We start from the raw sequence: 19,174 nt of genomic DNA, 5'->3' as shown, positions 1-19,174 counted from the left end.
CTCTCTCTTGTTGCCAGGGGCCGCGCCGTTAACGGGCTCATACTTGCAGCCAGAAGGTAACGGGGCCGTCGTTCACCAGGGACACCTGCATATCTGCGGCAAAGCGCCCGGTCTGTGTCTCTGTGCCAAGTTCTCGGCAACGCTCAACAAAATAGTCATACAGCTCTTCCGCCAGCGCAGGGGCCGCGCCGTTGGAAAAGCTCGGTCGCATGCCGCTGTTGGTATCCGCCGCCAGAGTAAACTGCGACACCACCAGTACGCTGCCGCCCGCCTGCTGAACGTTGCGGTTCATCTTGCCGTTTTCATCGCTGAAGATGCGGTAGCCCAGCACCCGTTCACACAGGCGATTCGCTTTCTGGGGGTTGTCTTCCTTTTCGACACCTAATAACACCAAAAGTCCTGGGCCGATTTCGCCCGTCACGTCACCGTTAACGGCGACGCTGGCACGCGTGACGCGTTGAATTAATGCAATCATGGTTCTTCTTCGGATTCTTGTTCTGCGGCTAATTTTAGCGCTCGGTAGTCCCCGAGAGTGACAGTAATTTCCGCGCCAAGCAAGACGATACACCACGTCCAGTACACCCAAACGAACAAAATGGGGATCACCGCCAGCACGCCGTAGATCAGCTGATAGGAGGGGAACATGGTGATATACAACGCGAATCCTTTCTTACCCAGCTCAAACAGCAACGCCGCCACCAGCGACCCCACCAGCGCATCCCGTACGGGCACTCGCGTGGTGGGCACGATGCTGTACAACAGCCAGAATGAAAGCCAGGAGAGCAGCAGCGGGAAGATGCGCAACACGTTATCAATCAGCGAGTCGAACCCGCTAACCCAGCGCAGCGACAGCAGATACGAGCTGATCGCCAGACTGGCCCCCGCCAGTAATGGCCCGAGGGTTAAAATCATCCAGTAAACCGCAAACGAGTAGATTTTTGGCCGTACCCGCTTGCTGCGCCAGATGGTGTTCAGGGCACTGTCCACGGCGTACATCAGCAACAGCGCCGTGACAATCAGCCCGCAAGCGCCAACTGCGGTCATCTTATTAGAGTTGGCGACGAACTGCTCAATATAGCGCTGAATAATATCGCCCGTAGAGGGCATAAAATTGGCGAAAATAAAGTGGCGCAACTGAATGCTGACGTCGGAAAACATCGGAAACGCGGCGAATAACGCAAACACCACTGCGACAAACGGCACCAGCGAGAGCAATGACACATAGGCCAGATTGCCTGCCAGGGTGGTCATATTGTCCTGGTCGATTCGCTCCCACAGCAACTTACACCAGGCCCAGAATGGCGCGGTGTGTTTGGTTGCATGATGGCGAACGTGTCTTAACATGGCTGTTTCGCAAAATAGTCCGGCAGCGTGGATGTATCGGTCACATGAATACTGGCGATCCCCACGGCCTGCGCCCCTTTAATATTATCGGCGTTATCGTCGAAAAACACCGCCTCACTGGCCGGGAAGCCTTCCGCTTCAAGGACTTTTTGATAAATCGCCGGTTCGGGTTTGCGTGAACCTAATTCCTGCGACAGATAGACATGGTCAGCAGCGGCCTGCACTTCCGGGTAGTTAGTCGGCCAGAAAGTGGTATGCAGGCGATTGGTGTTCGACAGTACCACCACACGATGCCCCTGCTCGCGCAACTTATGCATGATGTCGATGACTTCCGGGCGTAAACCGACAAACACCGCCTGCCAGCCCGCCGCGAACTGCTCGTAGCTCAACGATAATTCCATGGACTCACACAGTAATGCTGCGAATTCCTCATCGCTGATTTCACCGCGCTCATGCTTCTCGAACGGCTCGCCCATGGTGAAATTTTGCTGAAGCGTCGCCAGCGGCACGCGGCTGTAATCACTCCATACGCCCAGCACGCGGTTAAAGTCGATATCGACGATGACGTTACCTAAATCAAAGATATAAAGCATGACGCTCTCCTTTTTGGGCCATGGAGAGTTAACTGTAGCGGGAATCCAGAGGGTTGAATAGTAACGGCATCAAAACGAAAACAAAGAAATCTCACCACGGTTACCCGAGATAACCGTGGCGACAATCACCTTAAAAATCAGCGTACAGCCGCGGGCCGCGGTAGCCGATACGCTGTGACAGATCCAGCGCCGCATCGGCAATCATTTTGCCCAGCGCGGCGATTTTCTCAGGCTCGTGCTTAATTTTGGTGTACAGGCTGGCGACGCTGATCGCCGCATAGACTTTGCCCTGAAGGTTATACACCGGGGCCGCCAGGCAAAATACTTCCGCGTTATGCTCGCGATCGTCGATGGCGTACCCCTGCTGGCGCGCCTGGTTAAGAATCGCGAAAAACTTTGTCTCATCGGTACAGGTATACGGCGTGATCGGTTTTAATCCGCCGGTACGCGCCAGAATCGCTTTAACTTCTTCATCCGGCAGGGTGGCGAGGATCGCCTTGCCGAGCCCGGTACAGTACAGCGGGTTATTGGAGCCGATACGCGCCGAGGTGCGCACCGAATTCGGGCTCTCTACTTTATCGAAGTAGACCAGCTCGTCGTTATTGAGCAGCGCCAGGAAGGCGGTTTCCCCTGCCACGTCGGCAAGTTTTTCCAGCACCGTGTGCGCCACGTTTTGAAAGGGTGTCTGTTCGAGGTAACACGCGCCGGTCTGAAACAGCTTCACGCCCAGTTTGAACGACTTTTGTTTTTCGTTGGCCTGTTCCAGATAGCCTTTATCAAGCAGGGTGTAGAGGATATCAAAGGTGGTGCTCTTCGGGATGCCAAGCTGCTTGCTGATTTCAGTGATTGTGAGTTCATCTTTACTTGCCGCAACCAATTCCAGCATCTCTAACGCCCGGGCTACCGAGCGATTAATCTTTTCCGACACGGGCTTACCTCACTGTCATTATTATAGCGGGCAGTATAGCGAGGTAACGGAGGCGAAAACAGCCGCCAGACCAGGGCCAGGTGCAATAAAATAGGTTCATCACGCTTAAGCGTGGTGAACCGAAAAGAAGCCGGAACTGAGTGCTAAATCTGTTTTTTGACCGGGCTTACCTACAGCAATAGGATGTACTCGACTCCTTAACAACCTGCTTCGGATCGAACTGGAAAATGGCCGCGAAGAGAATACCTTTGTACTTAACCTTATCTCCCTGGTTTGACGGCCAATCGTGTAAAAAACCACGCTAACGACATAACTTGATGTTTTAAAATAAAATAACCAATATCCAAATTGGATTTGTACGTGGCGATTTATCACCTGATTTCGGGTAAACTCACATGTGATGTTCTGGTGAATTTTAAGGATAAAATCCATGAAAGTGAGTGAAGAAACATTGCTGGAGTCCGGTTTCAGTCATACAGATCTTCAGAAAATTAAAAGCAATGTGGAAAATTTCGGGGGAACTCTTGATGACGTGATTCAGGATTTAGAAAAACGATTTAATGTAGCTAAGTGGATAACTATTGTTGCTTTCGTCACCCTGATTTTTACATCACTTTTATCGACAAAAAATAACACACTCTCTCTGGCTTTTTCGTTGATGGTAGGATTACCTTTTATCTGGTATTTGACGCCTGCCAAACTCGCATTTAAAGCCTGGCGGTATAAACACCATGCTTCCAGGATTAAGGGTGATCGGTAATAGTCATCAGATCAAAAATAATTTTGCCTTTACGCCGTATCCAACTATTTTCATGGTTAGTTTTGGCCGACTTAACGTACTGACTTTTCTGTAATAATCGACTGACATATAGCGAAATAGTCTCCATGCTCCAGGCTTCCTTATTAAACCAAAAATGCTGTAAGCATTAGCAACAAGTGAAATTGATTTATACACGCCTAATCCACTTTTAGAACTAAACCCCATAAATTCTGCCGTAGACATAGCTGCATTAGCAGCAAATCCTTCAGATGTAGCATCATGAAGTACCTGATGGCTAAATTCTTTGCTTAGGCCATTTAATCCATCCACAACGAGTATTGCTCCAGCCAGCACACCTAATGGATTAGCGCTGGCAAGTAGCGTTGTTCCTAAAGCTATCTCTGCTCCCGAAAGCACCACATTCACAGCAGAAATAACGTAGCCAACAATTTTGTTATTTTCCCGGACGAACTCCACTTTGGCGTAAAGTTTTGCTGTCTTCATACTTAACATCCGGCCCTGTTCTGCGAGGTTTTCGGTCTCTTCTCTCAGATTTTTGATACATGCTATGCACTCTTCATCCGATTTCGCACGCCGGGCAACGGCAAATTGCTGCTCTACAACCTGTTTTATTTCCTGAACAAAAGTAATGCGGGTCAGACCATCCTGAAGGTGAAAGGCGGAAAGTCTGTTGGCAGTATCAACCAGTTTTCTGGCTTCGTAGCTGATCCAGCTTTGCCCAGAACTTTTGTGTATAATTACTGCAAAGAGGTATCTACATTTTAAGGATGGAAGGTGGAACGCGATGAAAGTGAGTGATGCAGCGCTACTCAAGTCAGGGTTTAGCCATGCAGATCTACAAAAACTGAAAAATAATATTGCTAATTATGGCGGCTCTCTGGATTCCGTGACCCATGATCTTGCTAACCGCTTTAACGCCTCAAAGTGGATTACTATCGCTGCCTTTACCATACTTGCTCTCACACTGATACTGGCATCCGTAGATACCAGCATCACGCTTGCGGCAACACTTGCCATTGTATTACCTTTTATATGGTATTTAACGCCAGCAAAACTTGCATACAAGTCATGGCGCTATCGCAGATTAACGACTAATTCTGAACCGCGTCAGTGACAGACATAAGTGAAAGGCGGAAAGTCTGTTGGCAGTATCAACCAGTTTTCTGGCTTCAAGATTAACCATGTTTTCGGCCCAGGCTTTATTTCTCCCGCCTGAGCGCATCATATCAAGCAATACAGCGTCCATTCTGTTCTCCCTGTATATTACTTCGCCGATGATACGCCGTCATTATCAGCTGTAAACTCTCTTTTCGGCCGGAAATATGTCGGTCTCGATATATCTGTTTTCTCCGATACAGCCTTAAATGAAGTCCCCTGTTTAATCTGAGTCAACGCTGAAGTTGTCGCGAGGTAATTCAAGCAGTTCGCGAACAGACTGAAGAATTACGTGAGCGGCATAATCGCCAGCGCGACACACCGTCTGAATACGAGCGTACTTGAAGGGATGAATAACAAGATCAACGTGCTGAAGTGAGTGGCTTATGGATACCGCGATAAAGCGCGATGAAACTAAAAAAGCCACAATTTTGTGGCTTTTTCACAGTCAGGTCAGGCCTTTTTGCCTTCATGGAAGGTGCGGATAAACGCCCTGGCCTGCTGGGTGATGGCTTCCCAGTCGCCGCGCGCAATCCACTCTTTATTGGTCAGCGCACTGCCCACACCCACCGCGAATGCGCCTGCTTTGGCAAATTGACGGGTGTTTTCCAGAGTAATGCCGCCCACCGGGATCAGCGACAGGTTATCCAGCGGTCCCTGCACTTCTTTCATGTAGTTGACGCCCAGGCTGTTGGCCGGGAACAGCTTCAGCAAATCCACGCCCAGACGGCAGGCTTGTAAGATTTCCGAGGGCGTCATCACCGCCGGGATCATCAGGCGCTGCTTCTCATGCACCATGGTGACGACGTCCGGGTTAAAGTCAGGCGACAGGACAAAATCCGCGCCCGCGTCCAGCACCAGTTGCGCCATCACCGGGTTGATCACCGTACCCGCGCCGACAAACATTTTGTCGCTCATTTCCTGTTTCAGGGCACTGATACTTTCCAGATGACGGGTGGAGTTGCACGTCACTTCAATGACCCGGATGCCGCCGTCATACAATGCGCGGGCCAGCGGCAAAATCCCTTCAGGCGCGACGCCGCGTACAATGGCAATCATGCCGGTTTCTTCAATAGCGCGAATCACGCGATGTTTAATCATGGATAACCTCTTGGGGAAATATCAGGGAGTCGCCTCCCTGATTACATCAATCCTTTACGGTCACCGGCTCTCTGACGATGAACCAGTAACACAGCGCCGCACAGGCCGCAATAATCCCGCCGCTGGTGAACGCCAGGGCGTATGAACCCGTCACGTCGGCAATAAGCCCGGTGACCAGCGGTGATAACGAACCGGCAAAGTAGCCGCCGAAGTTCTGAATACTGCCTACCGAGGCCACCATTGACGCAGGCGCCACATCGCCCGGTAATGCCCAACCGGTTGCAGACAGGGCGGACAGCAGCGCCATCGCGATAACCAGCAGCGTCAGGGTCGCAGCCAGGCTATCTACCATCGGAATGGCGATAACGGCGACGCCTGCTAACAGCGCGGAAATACTGATGGTGACGCGCTTGGCTTTTAATGACTCTCTGATAATGCTTTTATCCACCAGCCATTTCGATACGTAGCCGCCGACAATCGCGCCAACAATACCGCCGAAATAAGGAATACTGGCGTAGATACCTAATTCTTTAAACTGAATGTTCTGGGTCTTCATCAAATAGAGCGGCAGGAAGGTGGTAAAAATATTCATCATCCACACATAGCAGAACCAGCCTAAAATCATTCCCCAGATGCAGCGGTATTTAAATAAACCACCCCAGCTAATTTTTTCCGCTTCGCCGGTTAATTTCTCTGCGGTACCGCCGCCGCCTTCTTTAATATAGTCCAGCTCTTCTTTGCTAATGGTCGGGTGTTTTTCCGGTTGATGGTAAGCAAAGATAAAGAACACCACGAACACTAAACCAATCGCCCCGGCGATGTAGAACAGCGAACGCCAGCCGAAGGGCACGATAATCGCCACCAGGATCGGCGGAGCAATCGCCGGGCCCCATTTAGACGCCGCATCCCAGAAGCCGGTCGCCAGCGCGCGCTCGCTTTTCGGGAACCAGGAGGCGGTGATCTTGGCAGCGCCCGGCCAGCACGGGGCTTCCGTCACGCCCAGAATGCCGCGGGCAAAAATCAGCGTCACCATGTTGCTGCACGCGCCGGTCAGCATGGTCGCGCCGCTCCACAGCGCCACCGCCCAACCGTAGACCTTCTTCGGGCCAAAGCGGTCAACCAGGAAGCCCGCGGGCAACTGGCACAGGGCGTAAATCAGCGCAAAGACCGATCCTAATAAACCGATATCGGTATTCGATAAATTAAGATCTTTCATCATGTCCGGCGCAGCGATGGATAAGCTGGCGCGGTCGAGGTAGTTAATAATACCGCCAATCAATAACAGGAAAACAACGAACCAGCGCTTATTTCCTCGTTTTTTAGTTACTGCTCTTTCATTCACAATGGTGTTCATAAAGCAGACCTTTTAATTATGTGTAGGGTACAGAGTAAAAAGGAATTAAATAATCTGTCGGCGACGCGCCATGGCGAATAATCCAGCACTGGAGAGGGAACGGCTGGACGGCGCGACGGTAATTTTCCCGGCAAACCACGGATCGTTATCAATTAAGGTCGCGAAGGCGAATTTCAGGGTATCTTTACCGCATACCACAACGTGCGTATCCGGCGTGACCGTAAAGGCTTCGCTGTTTTTAACCGTCTGCAAATCATCCTGTAATACCGCGCCGAGCAGCACGTTGGCTTTCTGGTTCAGCGTTAAGTCGCTGAACATATCCAGTACGCGGACCGAGAAGCAGGTACGCGACAAGCCGGTTTGCAGACACTGATTCGCCCCCTGCAACAGCGCCGGGGCATCAATTTCCTGGGCGAATTGCAGATTGAGCGAACTGGCGAGAATGGTATGACGGGTAATCACATCCAGCAGCTCGCCGCCAATGGTGGTCACACAACCTTCGATACGGTTATCGGCATCGATTTTGACGAACTTGGAGTGCGAACCCGGCAGGATGATGAGCGCCGGGCCAGTAATCCCCAGGCTCGCCAGTACGCCGATCGCCTCGGTTTCTTCGCCGCGCATCATGTCCATTTGCTCGACGTTTTCCAGAGTGACGGCGGATTTGTGGTTGCGAATACCCGGCACGAACCAGATCGGCTCGTCGGTAATCGCCGGTAAATTCGCGCAGACCATACCTTTCGCCAGTTCATTCAGCCCGGCGGGAGCCAGCAAATGCGGGATTTCGCACAGGCCGACGTTGGAGGTAATCATCCCCGCAGAGAGGTAAACCACTTTTTCCCCCTGCGGAATATTCGCCTGGCTACGCGCGTCGTGAACGGCGTCGCTGACGCCTTTCATTAATGTCTCGGTGCTACCGGAAATCGCGGTATCACGTACGCCCACAGGGCGGGCGGCTTCAGCGAGCAGGCGCTCGTCCTGCCAGGCACACACACGGGTATTGGTGGTGCCAGTATCAATGGTAATGATGTACATATCTTTCTCGCTCTTCTTGTCACTGTAGGGTGCGAAGAATATTGGCAATGGCGCTGGCACCGGTAATGGCCAACATATCTATTTGCTCTTCGTCGGAAATAATGCGTAACTGGTTATCAATATTTAATTGCTGCTGGATCACGTGCTGATAAATCTCACAGCGTTTCGCGTTGCCGATTAAGAAAATATCGCCGTCGAAATGAAATCCCTGCCCCCTGGCGTCGGCGAATAATTTGATATCGTCCCCCGCCATGGCGCTGTCGAGAAATAATTTGCGCTGGGCAGCGGTGGTCGGGAAAGAGAATTGCAAAAAGCGCGTCATAAGTAGGGTGCGCAGTAATCCGCTTTCGGCGACTGAACGGCAGGCCGCATTGATAATGGCCGGATCGATTTGTTCATCCGCCTCTTCCGGCGTCGTGGCTACGCTGGAAGAGATAAAGGTGTGTTTCAGAACCGCCGCATAGACCTGACCACTGAGCGAGGTAATGCTGCCAGCGATCTGCCCCTGCTCATTAATTGAGATCAGCTTGGTGGTCGAGCCTAATTCAATCAGCGTGCAGGGCAAACGTGGCTGATAGCCAAGCAGTACGCCCGCCGCCTGGGTTTCTTCGCCGCGCATTAAATCGATACCGCGCAGATTGTCCCAGGATGGCGTGGTCTGGTTTTTAATCCCGGGGATCAGCATCACCGGGATATCCAGCGCCAGCAGTTCGTTTTCCGCGAACGGCACCGTGTGCCGCGCCAGCTCTTCAATACTGGCGGGGGCGACGCGGTGCGGAATTTCGTGCAGGCCCAGGTTTGACGTGATCATTCCTGAGGCGATAATAAATTGAATATCCTGTTGAGACTTACCGTTTCTCGCCAGTAATTGTTTTACGCCTTCCGCCATGGCCTGACGTAAAATTTCATTATTGCCGTGGGTAAGGGTGGAATTTACCCCTTCGGTGATCATCTCTTTATCGACAATGCCGGTGCCTGCGAATTCCAGCAAATAAATACGCGTTGCTGACGATCCTGAATCAATAACAACAAACATATTCACTCCTTGTTAACGTTCCGTTCGCGGTTTGCCGGGTTGATTACAGGCTGCGCTGCAAAATATCGCGTAAGGTCTGGGCATCCGGCACGCGCGGGTTATTTTCCAGCACCACTTTCATGGTGGTTTGCACGTTATTGATGATCCAGTCGAAGTGCTCTTCCTTCACGCCCAGTTCGGTCAGCGATGGCAGCATATTCACGGATTTCAGGAAGTCGGTGACCGCTTTGACGCTGCTGTACGCAGCTTCTTCGGTGCTCATCTCGCGGGTATCCACGCCCATTGCGGCCGCGATGGCGGCGAATTTCTCCGGCGCGGCGGACCAGGTGTACTCCATAAAGGCCGGATACACGGCGGCGATGCCTTCGGCGTGAACCACATCCAGCAGACCGCCCATCGGGTGCTGTAACGCATGCGGCAGCGTGGTGCCCGCGCAATCAATCGCCATACCGGCCAGGGTGCTGGCAAACGTCACCTGTTCCCAGGCCGCCAAATCGGTCACGTCGGCATAAACGCGCGGCAGGTTTTTCGCCAGCAGGGTTATGGCGCGCAGGGACAGCATTTCACTGAACGGATGGGCATTGCGGGAAATATAGGATTCCAGCGCGTGGAACAGCACGTCCGCGCCCGGCCCGGCGATCACGCGTTTCGGCAGGGTGAGCATTAATTCCGGGTCGACAATAGACGCCACCGGATAAATCAGCGGGTTTACCAGGCCTTTTTTGTCGTGGGTTTCCGGATTGGTGAATACCGCGGTGCGGTTGGCTTCGCTGCCCGTGCCTGCGGTCGTCGGCACCAGGATAATCGGCAGCGCGTGCTGCGCCTGTTTTTTACCGAACACGTAATCCCAGATGCTGCCTTCGTTCAGCGCGCAAAACGCGATGCCTTTCGCCATATCCATGGCGCTGCCGCCGCCAATCCCGATCACCAGATCGCAGTTTTCCTGCTGCGCCAGGCTTGCGCCCGCCTCAACCAGGGTGGACAGCGGGTTTTGCATAAATTCGTCATACACCGCGTAGGTCATGCCTGCGGCAGTGAGCGCTTCCTGAGCGCGCGCCAGTTGCCCGGTAGGCTTGGTGCTGTCGGAGACCACCAGCAGCGCTTTCTTACCGTACTGCCGGGCAACGTTGCCGAGCTGGCCAAATTTGCCAGGACCTACGTGCAGCTTAACCGGGTTATTGAAGATGAAATCGGCCATTCTGTATTCCCTTTGTTCGTATATGCGGACCATGTTCGGATATGTGATTATTATGGGACGCTTTTTGTTCGCGGCACAACCTGTTTTGCCTGAACAATGAGCGAAATCACATTTTTTTGTGTAAAGGCCCGGTTTGACGCGCTTTCGGAATAGTCCCTAATAGCGAGCCGGCAAAAAAGCGTTTAACAAGGGGTAAAGTGAAAAATAACAGGTGACGCATCATTAATTCATTTCTGAATCAATATGATAATTTTCTTATGCCATGTTTTTCTCATCGGGTTTATTCATTTTTAGCGTTGAATTCCCGCATGAAAACACAACGCTTTTAACTTTTAACCCTGTAGAAAATTTAAAATTGACAAACTTCAGCCTCAGGACTAGTTAGCCCATAATATGTTTACCGGATTGCCTCAATAATGTATTGATGCATCAGAAACCGCGACACAAAATCAATAAGACATTAATAAATAAACACTTAAATATTAATCAATCATATGAATAATATTATTCATTTGAAATACATTATACATTTACTCACTCATTCACTTACTTTGCGATAAACAATCGCGCTTTTGTCGTATTCATAAAACTTTCTTACACTGATTTATACGTCGTCCGGCGTGTAATTCAGTGGAGTATTGTTATGAAATTTAATAACACAAACCACAAAAGCATGATTGCTTTAGCGGTACTTCTGGCATTTTCTCTGTCCGCATGCAGTGGAAGCGGGGGCGGCTCACATTCATCAGCGAAAAATAACCCACCGACAGAAGCAGGCAGCGGCGCAGGTGGAGATGGCTCAGGTACCGGCACCGATACCGCCGGGGGATCTGGCAGCGGTACTGATACCGCGAACAACGGCGGCTCAGGATCGGGCGGCAACGGTAGCGGGACGGGCGGTGGAACCGGCAGCGGCGGCGGTAGCGGCGGTGAGGGTTCGGGCGGCGGCAATAACGGCGGCGGCGGAGACGGTTCCGGCGGTGGCACCGGCAGTACAACTACTGCGGTTAACAGTATTCTCGGGGATGTGGGTAATGCGGGTTCCGGCGTGGGAACCACCCTTAGCGATCTGGGCAGCCAGGTGCCGAACGATAATCCGGTTACCTCAACCGTTTCCACTACGGTCAGCGGCCTGGGCAGCAACGTCAGCACGCTTGGCAGCGGTATCACCACTGGCGTGGGTAATGCCAGTAACCCGAACGGCGTTGGCACCACGGTTCAGGGTGTGACGAGTACCGTAAGCGGATTGGGCACCACGGTGTCGGGCGTCGGCACGACCTTAGCCAGCACCAGTAGCGGCACGCCCACCAGCGGCGTCACCGGGCTGGTGGGGACGGTAGTGGATAATACCGGCCAGGTGGTGACGGGCGTCGGCAATAATCTGACCTCCGCTGTGCAAAGCAATGGCGTAACGCAGTTGACCACCGGCACGACCACCGCACTGAATAACACCGCCAGCGGCGTTCAGGGCATCACCCAGCAAGTGGGCGGCGCAACGGGGTTAGGCACACCGGTAAATAATCTGCTGACCAATGTGGGCACCGCCGTTAGCGGCGTCGGCAGCCAGGTAGGCACCTCATCGCCTGCGTTGACTGGCGTGGGCCAGGTCGTTCAGAACACCGGGCAAGTGGTCACCGATGCGGGCGGTCTGGTTAAACCTGCTGCGCCCACCAGCGGCAGCACGACCCCGGCGAGCGGAAGTATTACCGCCGATGCTAACGTTAACGCAGGCAATGGCGGTTTACTTACCAATGTCGGCACTACGGTTAATGGCGTCACCTCGGGCTTAACCGCCGGATTAAATGCCAGTGTCACCACATCAACAGATAATAGCGCCACCCAAACCACCGGGCCGGTCACCAGCCTGACCAACACGCTCGGCGGTATCCTGAAACCCAACGCGCAATAAGCCCGTCCGTGCTCCCGTCAAGGGAGCACGTTTTCCAGCCAGTGGAATTTCACAAAAGTGTGGTTTTTCAGAAGGGATTGCACCATGAAAATGCCCTTATTTTGTGTTCTGTGGGGGATCAGCGGGATGGCTATGGCCGATACCCTGCCCGCGCTGATCGATCCTGATAACCCGGCGATGCCCGCCCGCACGGTTCCCGGACCAGAAACCGGCGCCAACCCGGCGTCAAGCATCCGCGTAACGCAACCGGCGCGTAAATACACGCCGGATACCCCTATCCCGGTTCGCCATATTCAGTTCATCGGCGGAACGCGGTATCCGCTGAAATCATTGCTCGCCCCCTTCCGCCCTTATGCCGGTAAAACCGTGCCGCTGAAAACCATTATCGGCCTGGCAAACGACATTACCGCGCGTTATAAGGCGGACGGTTATCCGCTCTCCTATGCCTGGCTGCCTGACGATAACTTCCATAACGGCACGATTAAAATCGTGCTGGTGGAGGGGTATGTCGCCCACAGCAATATTAACAGCGATAACCCGCACACCGCCGAACGCCTGAAACGGCTATCCGAACAGATTATGGTGGAGAAGCCGCTGAGCGCCGCGCGTTTCGAGCGCTACAGCCTGCTGATGACCCGCACGCCGGAGACCAAAGTCGATGCCAATGCCCAGCTACCGACCAATATCTATGGTGCGGCGGTGATGCGGGTGGATGCAAAGCAACCGCGCATCTGGGATCTCTCTTCAACGCTGGATACCCGCAAAGGGCAAAATCTGGCGATGATAAACGGTTCGCTGAGCAACCTGACCAGTTATGGCGACCGGCTGGGTGTCGCCACCTTAATCCCGCTGGATGATAAAACGGAACAACACTATCTTGGCCTGAATTATCAGCAGTTTCTGACGGATGATGGCTTAAGCATGCAGTTAAAAGGCAGCTACTACCGTGAAGAGCCGAAAGACTATACGCCGCTGCTTTCCCTGCCTCAGGACATCACCATCGATGTGCAGAACACCGCCACGCAGTATAACGGCGGCGTGAACTTCAGCTATCCGCTGATGCTCACCCGCCAAAAGCAGATCGGGTTAACCGGCGGGTTCGATTACACCGACCGGCGCAACGATTATCGCCTGCGGGCGCAGGGCTTCGGGCAAACCCTCGATCTGGGGACGCAGCATCAGCATGTGCGCTACCCGGCACTGGAGTTCGGCATCAATGGCTACCGCGAGTTTGAAAAAGCGAGTGCCAGCGGCAGCGCGACGGTACGCCAGGGGATGGATGCGCTGGGCGCGGATGCCGCACCGTCGCTGGGCACCGATGTGGATTTTACGCTCTGGAAAGGCCACATCGATGGCGCATGGAAGGTGGCGGAAAACTGGCGGCTATCCACGGCGCTGGACGGCAACTGGAGCGATAACGATCTGCCGGAACCGGAGCGCGTCAGCTACGGGGCGCAGCGGTTTGGGCGCGGTTATCAGGATGGCGAAGCGACGGGGGATTACGGCTACGGCGGCCAGCTGGAGCTGCGCTATTTGCATATGCGCAAGGAAAGCCAATGGCTCGCCACCGTCCAGCCATATCTGCTGGCGGATGCCGCGCGTACCGGCTTTAATCAGCCCGGCTATCGTCATTCAAAACTGGCGTCCGTGGCAGGCGGCGTCATGCTGGGGGATATGCGCCATTACGGCTTAACGCTGGAGGCCGCCCGTCCCGTGGGCGATAAGCCGTCCGACGCCAGCCGTCGCGACTGGCGCTTCAGCCTGACGGTGACGTGGAACTTTAATGATTTGCGTTGAGTTATCCGTTATCAGCAAGCGAAGCGGGCGAAACCTCAATAATTTCCACCTGATGAGTGTGCGCCAGCTGATTCATGGCCGCAGGGGGCGGCGCATCGGTAAACAGCGCCGAAACCTGGCTGATATTGCCGATACTGACCGCGGCCGACGCGTGGTATTTAGTATGATCGGCCGCCAGAAGAATATGGCGCGCATGGGCCATCATGCCTTTTGCCACACTGGCTTCGTTAACATCAAATTCCAGCAGCGTTCCGTCGGTATCAATGGCACCCACGCTGGTAATCAGGTAATCCGCGCGGAATTCAGACACAAACGACACCGCTTGCGGGCCGATAATCCCTCCGTTATGCGCGCGGATCGAACCGCCCGGCATCATGACCTCGAAGCGCGGATTTTTATACAGAATATGCGCCACGCGCAGGCTGTTGGTAATAATGCGCAAGTGGTTATGATTCAGCAGCGCGCGCGCCACATGTTCCACCGTGGTGCCGATGGTAATAAAAATGGTGGAGCCGTCGGGAATGTAGTCGGCGATGGCTTCCGCGATCGCCCGCTTTTCATCCGTCAGGGAGACTTCGCGCTGTTCAAACGCCGTATTGACCACGCTGGATGCCCGCCCTGCGCCGCCGTGGTGGCGCGTGATTAATCCCTGATCGCTCAGTTTACGGATATCGCGACGCACCGTTTGCGTTGATACATCCAGCAGTTGCGCCAGTTCATCAATGTTCATATAACCGCGATCGGCAATCAGCGTTAATAACTGATCGTGCCGCGGGTTACCGGTTAGCTCAGTCAGGCTCATAGGGTGTCCCTGGAAAAACATCTCGCCCCGCATTTTATACATAAAGTGACAGGAAATAGCGGGTTTGATCACAGTCAGGGATACCGGCACGTCCGCCGGGGCGGGTACATTTCAGGGCAGCCACCGCGCTGGCAAAGCGGATCGCCTCTTCGGTTGCGTTATTTTGCGCCAGGCTTACCGCCAGCGCGCCATGGAACACATCGCCTGCGCCGGTGGTATCCACCACATCGACATGCAAAGCAGGTAAGTGGTGCAACCGTGCATTTTCCAGCCACAGACACCCTTGCGCCCCCTGGGTGACATAAACATGACCATTTGTGAGCGTTTGTGCTTGTTTTAGTGCGGCTGGCGCATCGCTGTTGCCTGTCAGGCGCGCTAAACCCGGCGCTGAAAACGCCGCATGATCGCTTAGCGCGACCAGTTCGCCGATATCCTGTGGCGTCACGTCTGCATCCAGTACCGTCGGCACGCCGTTAGCCCGCGCCAACGTAAACGCCTGTTTCGCGCCGTCATGCCAGCGGACATCTGCCAGAACTGCGTCCCACTGACCAAAATCGATCGCCGCCAGCCAGTCGGCGCTGGCCGGTAAATCAGGGCTGGGATAGTTAGCGATGATGCGCTCGCCCGCGCCGTCTACCAGCACAGCAGACTGCGACGAGCGCGCCCCTTTGATGATCCGCGTATAACGCGTGTTAACGCCATACTCCTCAAGCTCCGCCAGCAGACGGTTGCCCGTATCGTCGTCCCCTACCCGGCCAATAAAATCCACTTGCGCACCCAGCCGCGCCGCAGCGACAGCGGCGGTTGCTGCTGGTCCGCCGCCGACCTCTTTGTAATCACCCGCCACATACTTCCCGCCTTCCTTCGGTAAATCAGTGAGATACCAGATACGGTCCAGCACGGTAATCCCCACACACGCAATACGAGTCATGGTCTTTCCTTCCACGTTTTAGATGCCGCTATTTTAATTTCACGAAATGTTTAAAAAGTGACGCCTGTCAATTTTTTGACCATAAATTACAAATACGATCAAATTACAGACAGAAACGATCATTAAATGACAAAATAAGACAGGAGACACGTATGTCAGCCATAGGATTTATCGGGCTCGGACAGATGGGTGCGCCAATGGCCAGCAATCTGTTACGTCAGGGCCACGCGCTCAAGGTGTTTGATGTCAATCCGGACGCCGTGCAAACGCTGGTGGCTAAAGGAGCGCAATCCGCAACCACGCCAGCACAGGCTGCTGAGGGTGCCGAATTTGTGATCACCATGCTGCCCAACGGCGATCTGGTACGCGCGGTACTGTTTGGCGAGCGTGGCGTTTGCGAAGGATTAGCCCATGACGCGCTGGTGATTGATATGTCCACCATCCATCCGCTGCAAACCGACAAGCTAATTAGCGATATGCGCGAGCGGGGTTTCAGCCTGATGGATGTTCCCGTTGGCCGCACCTCCGATCATGCCATCGCCGGGACGCTGCTGCTGCTGGCAGGCGGTACGGCGCAGCAGGTGGAACGCGCCAGGCCGGTACTAATGGCAATGGGTAACGAACTGATTAACGCAGGCGGCCCGGGCATGGGTATCCGCGTCAAACTTATTAATAACTACATGAGCATCGCCCTCAATGCGCTCTCTGCCGAAGCCGCTGTGCTGTGCGAAGCGCTGGGCCTCTCGTTCGATGTCGCCCTTCAGGTGATGAGCGGCACACCAGCCGGTAAAGGCCATTTCACGACGTCATGGCCAAACAAAGTGCTGAAGGGGGATCTTTCTCCGGCCTTCATGATCGACCTCGCCCATAAAGATCTGGGCATCGCGCTGGATGTCGCCAACCAACTGCACGTCCCGATGCCGCTCGGCGCGGCGTCACGCGAGGTTTACAACCAGGCGCGCGCCGCCGGACGCGGGCGCGAAGACTGGACCGCCATTTTAGAGCAGGTGCGCGCCAGCGCCGGCCTGTCTCACTGACGTTAACGTTTCAATAAGGAATCACTATGAGTCACTACACCCTTAAGGATATCGCCCGACCTTCCGGCGGCTTCGCCATGCTGGCGGTGGATCAGCGTGAAGCGATGCGCTTAATGTTCGCCGCCGCAGGCGCCGCGCTTCCCGTGGCCGACAGCGTATTAACGGATTTTAAAGTTAACGCCGCCAAAATCCTGTCGCCCTGGGCATCGGCCATCCTCGTCGATCAACAGTTCTGCTATCGCCAGATCCTGGAGCAACAAGCGGTTGCCAAAAACTGCGCCACTATCGTCGCGGCAGATGCGTTTATCCCTGGCAACGGCATTCCGGTGGATAGCGTAACCATCGATCAGCATGTCGATCCGCAAGCGGTGAAACGTGACGGCGCAAAAGCGCTGAAACTGCTGGTGCTGTGGCGCAGCGATGAAGATCCGCAACAACGCCTGGACATGGTGAAAGCCTTTAACCAGCGGTGCCATGCGCAAGGTTTGCTGAGCATTATCGAGCCGGTAGTGCGCCCTCCCCGCCGCGGCGACAACTTCAACCGCGAGCAGGCGATTATCGATGCCGCAAAAGAACTGGGCGACTGCGGTGCCGATCTCTACAAAGTGGAGATGCCGCTGTTTGGCAAAGGTACACAGCAAGCCCTGCTGAGCGCCTCTCAGCGTCTTCATGACTGCATCAATATGCCGTGGGTCATTCTCTCTTCCGGTGTGGATGAAAAACTGTTCCCGCGCGCGGTCAGAACAGCCATGGAGGCTGGCGCATCCGGTTTTCTGGCAGGCCGTGCTGTCTGGGCATCCGTGGTGGGCTTGCCGGACAGTGAGTTGATGTTCCGGGATGTCTGCGCGCCGAAACTGCAACGTCTGGGCGAGATTGTTGACGAAATGATGGCTAAACGCTGAGTAAAGGACAGAACAATGAAATGGTTTAACACCCTGAGCCACAACCGCTGGCTGGAACAAGAAACCGACCGGGTTTTCGATTTTGGTAAAAACGCCGCGGTGCCGACCGGATTCGGCTGGCTGGGTAATAATGGCCAGGTGAAACCCGACATGGGTACCCATCTGTGGATCACCGCCCGTATGCTGCATGTCTATTCCGTTGCCGCCTCGATGGGCCGGCCTGGCGCGTATCCGCTGGTTGAACATGGCATCAACGCACTCAATGGCGCGCTGCGCGATAAGCAGCACGGCGGTTGGTACGCCTGCGTGAATGACAACGGCGTGGTAGACGCGTCCAAGCAGGGCTATCAGCATTTCTTTGTGCTGCTGGGCGCTGCCAGCGCGGTGACCACTGGCCATCCTGCGGCACGCCTATTACTGGATGACGCGATCGAGGTCATCGAGAAGTACTTCTGGAGCGAGAAGGAGCAGATGTGCCTGGAGTCCTGGGACGAGGCCTTCACCGAGACGGAAAACTACCGCGGCGGCAACGCCAATATGCACGCTGTGGAAGCGTTTCTGATTGTTTATGACGTGACGCACGATCGTAAATGGCTCGACCGTGCGCTGCGGGTGGCCTCAGTGATTATTCATGACGTGGCGCGCAAGGGCGACTATCGCGTTAATGAACACTTCGACGCTAACTGGAACCCCATTCGCGATTACAACAAGGAAAATCCGGCTCACCGCTTCCGCGCCTATGGCGGTACGCCTGGCCACTGGATCGAGTGGGGCCGGCTGATGCTGCACCTGCGCGCCGCGCTGGAAGCCCGTTTTGAAACCCCGCCGGAATGGCTGCTGGAAGACGCCAAAGGGCTGTTCCACGCCACCATCCGCGACGCCTGGGCACCCGATGGTGCGGAAGGCATTGTGTATACCGTCGACTGGGACGGCAAGCCTATTGTCCGTGAACGCGTGCGCTGGCCGATTGTGGAAGCGATGGGCACCGCCTATGCGCTGTATACCGTAACCGGCGATGCGCAGTACGAAGCCTGGTATCAAAAATGGTGGGATTACTGCATCAAGTACCTGATGGATTACGAAAACGGGTCATGGTGGCAGGAGCTGGATATTCATAACCAGGTCACCACCAAAGTCTGGGATGGCAAACAGGATATCTATCATCTGCTGCACTGCCTGGTGATCCCGCGTCTGCCGCTCGCGCCGGGGCTGGCTCCCGCTGTTGCCGCCGGTCTGCTGGATGTGAACGCCAGATAGCTCAGCGCCTTGAT

18 protein-coding genes and 2 pseudogenes are annotated in these 19,174 nt (G+C 54.4%); 8 read left to right on the top strand and 12 right to left on the bottom strand.

Annotated features, from left to right (window positions below; genetic code table 11):
• Positions 1–37 precede the first annotated feature (37 nt).
• The 4 genes from dtd to FHW74_RS23050 all read right to left on the bottom strand — a co-directional run bounded on the left by dtd (position 38) and on the right by FHW74_RS23050 (position 2,865).
• A complete protein-coding gene (dtd, locus tag FHW74_RS19540; protein WP_183172008.1) occupies positions 38–475 on the bottom strand; it encodes a D-aminoacyl-tRNA deacylase in 438 nt (145 codons plus the stop codon).
• A complete protein-coding gene (locus FHW74_RS19535; protein ID WP_183172007.1) occupies positions 472–1,344 on the bottom strand; it encodes a virulence factor BrkB family protein in 873 nt (290 codons plus the stop codon). The genes dtd and FHW74_RS19535 overlap by 4 nt, the downstream gene beginning before the upstream one ends.
• Positions 1,338–1,937 carry a glucose-1-phosphatase gene (gene yihX, locus FHW74_RS19530; RefSeq protein ID WP_183172006.1) on the bottom strand — a complete coding sequence of 200 codons (600 nt, stop codon included), beginning with the start codon at positions 1,935–1,937 and terminating at the stop codon, positions 1,338–1,340. The genes FHW74_RS19535 and yihX overlap by 7 nt, the downstream gene beginning before the upstream one ends.
• A 130-nt stretch (positions 1,938–2,067) precedes the next feature.
• Positions 2,068–2,865 (bottom strand): IclR family transcriptional regulator, encoded by a 798-nt coding sequence (locus FHW74_RS23050; protein ID WP_183172005.1) that lies wholly within the window; start codon positions 2,863–2,865, stop codon positions 2,068–2,070.
• 430 nt (positions 2,866–3,295) lie between these two features.
• On the opposite strand from FHW74_RS23050, the gene FHW74_RS19520 reads away from it, so the two are divergent.
• On the top strand, positions 3,296–3,625 hold the full coding sequence (locus FHW74_RS19520) for a hypothetical protein (RefSeq protein ID WP_183172004.1): 330 nt from the start codon (positions 3,296–3,298) through the stop codon (positions 3,623–3,625).
• Here the strand turns inward: FHW74_RS19520 and FHW74_RS19515 are convergent.
• Positions 3,609–4,384: pseudogene (locus tag FHW74_RS19515) on the bottom strand (DUF4225 domain-containing protein). The gene FHW74_RS19520 and the pseudogene FHW74_RS19515 sit on opposite strands and share 17 nt — an antisense overlap.
• Before the next feature lie 46 nt (positions 4,385–4,430).
• On the opposite strand from FHW74_RS19515, the gene FHW74_RS19510 reads away from it, so the two are divergent.
• Both FHW74_RS19510 and FHW74_RS19505 read left to right on the top strand, forming a co-directional pair.
• Entirely contained in the window at positions 4,431–4,760 is a 330-nt protein-coding gene (locus tag FHW74_RS19510; protein ID WP_041473955.1) for a hypothetical protein, read from the top strand.
• Between the two features lie 312 nt (positions 4,761–5,072).
• Positions 5,073–5,177: pseudogene (locus FHW74_RS19505) on the top strand (hypothetical protein); the annotation flags it as partial.
• 77 nt (positions 5,178–5,254) lie between these two features.
• On the opposite strand, the gene FHW74_RS19500 reads toward FHW74_RS19505, so the two are convergent.
• From FHW74_RS19500 to FHW74_RS19480, 5 genes are read right to left on the bottom strand one after another with little or no spacing between them, the layout of a single operon-like run.
• Complete coding sequence (locus FHW74_RS19500; RefSeq protein WP_183172003.1) at positions 5,255–5,902, bottom strand: bifunctional 4-hydroxy-2-oxoglutarate aldolase/2-dehydro-3-deoxy-phosphogluconate aldolase; 648 nt, start codon at positions 5,900–5,902, stop codon at positions 5,255–5,257.
• Positions 5,903–5,948: 46 nt separating this feature from the next.
• Positions 5,949–7,256, bottom strand: coding sequence for an MFS transporter (locus FHW74_RS19495; RefSeq protein WP_183172002.1), 1,308 nt, complete (start codon positions 7,254–7,256; stop codon positions 5,949–5,951).
• Between the two features lie 45 nt (positions 7,257–7,301).
• A complete protein-coding gene (locus FHW74_RS19490; protein WP_183172001.1) occupies positions 7,302–8,291 on the bottom strand; it encodes a 2-dehydro-3-deoxygalactonokinase in 990 nt (329 codons plus the stop codon).
• 19 nt (positions 8,292–8,310) lie between these two features.
• Positions 8,311–9,327 (bottom strand): 2-dehydro-3-deoxygalactonokinase, encoded by a 1,017-nt coding sequence (locus tag FHW74_RS19485; RefSeq protein ID WP_183172000.1) that lies wholly within the window; start codon positions 9,325–9,327, stop codon positions 8,311–8,313.
• Positions 9,328–9,370: 43 nt separating this feature from the next.
• Complete coding sequence (locus tag FHW74_RS19480; protein WP_183171999.1) at positions 9,371–10,525, bottom strand: iron-containing alcohol dehydrogenase; 1,155 nt, start codon at positions 10,523–10,525, stop codon at positions 9,371–9,373.
• A gap of 643 nt (positions 10,526–11,168) precedes the next feature.
• Between FHW74_RS19480 and FHW74_RS19475 the strand changes: the two genes are divergently transcribed.
• The gene (locus FHW74_RS19475; protein ID WP_255459952.1) at positions 11,169–12,434 is read left to right on the top strand and encodes a collagen-like triple helix repeat-containing protein; all 1,266 of its coding nucleotides are present in this window, start codon (positions 11,169–11,171) and stop codon (positions 12,432–12,434) included.
• 84 nt (positions 12,435–12,518) lie between these two features.
• Complete coding sequence (locus FHW74_RS19470; RefSeq protein ID WP_183171998.1) at positions 12,519–14,231, top strand: ShlB/FhaC/HecB family hemolysin secretion/activation protein; 1,713 nt, start codon at positions 12,519–12,521, stop codon at positions 14,229–14,231.
• Between the two features lies 1 nt (position 14,232).
• On the opposite strand, the gene FHW74_RS19465 is transcribed toward FHW74_RS19470, so the two are convergent.
• Both FHW74_RS19465 and FHW74_RS19460 read right to left on the bottom strand, forming a co-directional pair.
• Positions 14,233–15,033 carry a DeoR/GlpR family DNA-binding transcription regulator gene (locus FHW74_RS19465; RefSeq protein ID WP_183171997.1) on the bottom strand — a complete coding sequence of 267 codons (801 nt, stop codon included), beginning with the start codon at positions 15,031–15,033 and terminating at the stop codon, positions 14,233–14,235.
• 34 nt (positions 15,034–15,067) lie between these two features.
• Positions 15,068–15,964: a sugar kinase gene (locus FHW74_RS19460; RefSeq protein WP_183171996.1), complete on the bottom strand. Its 897-nt coding sequence runs from the start codon at positions 15,962–15,964 to the stop codon at positions 15,068–15,070.
• 152 nt (positions 15,965–16,116) lie between these two features.
• Between FHW74_RS19460 and yihU the strand changes: the two genes are divergently transcribed.
• From yihU to yihS, 3 genes are read left to right on the top strand one after another with little or no spacing between them, the layout of a single operon-like run.
• The gene (yihU, locus tag FHW74_RS19455) at positions 16,117–17,001 is read left to right on the top strand and encodes a sulfolactaldehyde 3-reductase (RefSeq protein WP_183171995.1); all 885 of its coding nucleotides are present in this window, start codon (positions 16,117–16,119) and stop codon (positions 16,999–17,001) included.
• Between the two features lie 26 nt (positions 17,002–17,027).
• The gene (yihT, locus tag FHW74_RS19450; protein ID WP_183171994.1) at positions 17,028–17,903 is read left to right on the top strand and encodes a sulfofructosephosphate aldolase; all 876 of its coding nucleotides are present in this window, start codon (positions 17,028–17,030) and stop codon (positions 17,901–17,903) included.
• A 15-nt stretch (positions 17,904–17,918) separates the two neighbouring features.
• Positions 17,919–19,160, top strand: a complete 1,242-nt coding sequence (gene yihS / locus FHW74_RS19445) for a sulfoquinovose isomerase (RefSeq protein WP_183171993.1) — start codon at positions 17,919–17,921, stop codon at positions 19,158–19,160.
• Positions 19,161–19,174 lie beyond the last annotated feature (14 nt).

The sequence above is a fragment of the Atlantibacter sp. RC6 genome, from assembly GCF_014193285.1.
Taxonomy (GTDB): domain Bacteria; phylum Pseudomonadota; class Gammaproteobacteria; order Enterobacterales; family Enterobacteriaceae; genus Atlantibacter.
This window is presented reverse-complemented; position numbering and strand designations above follow the sequence as displayed.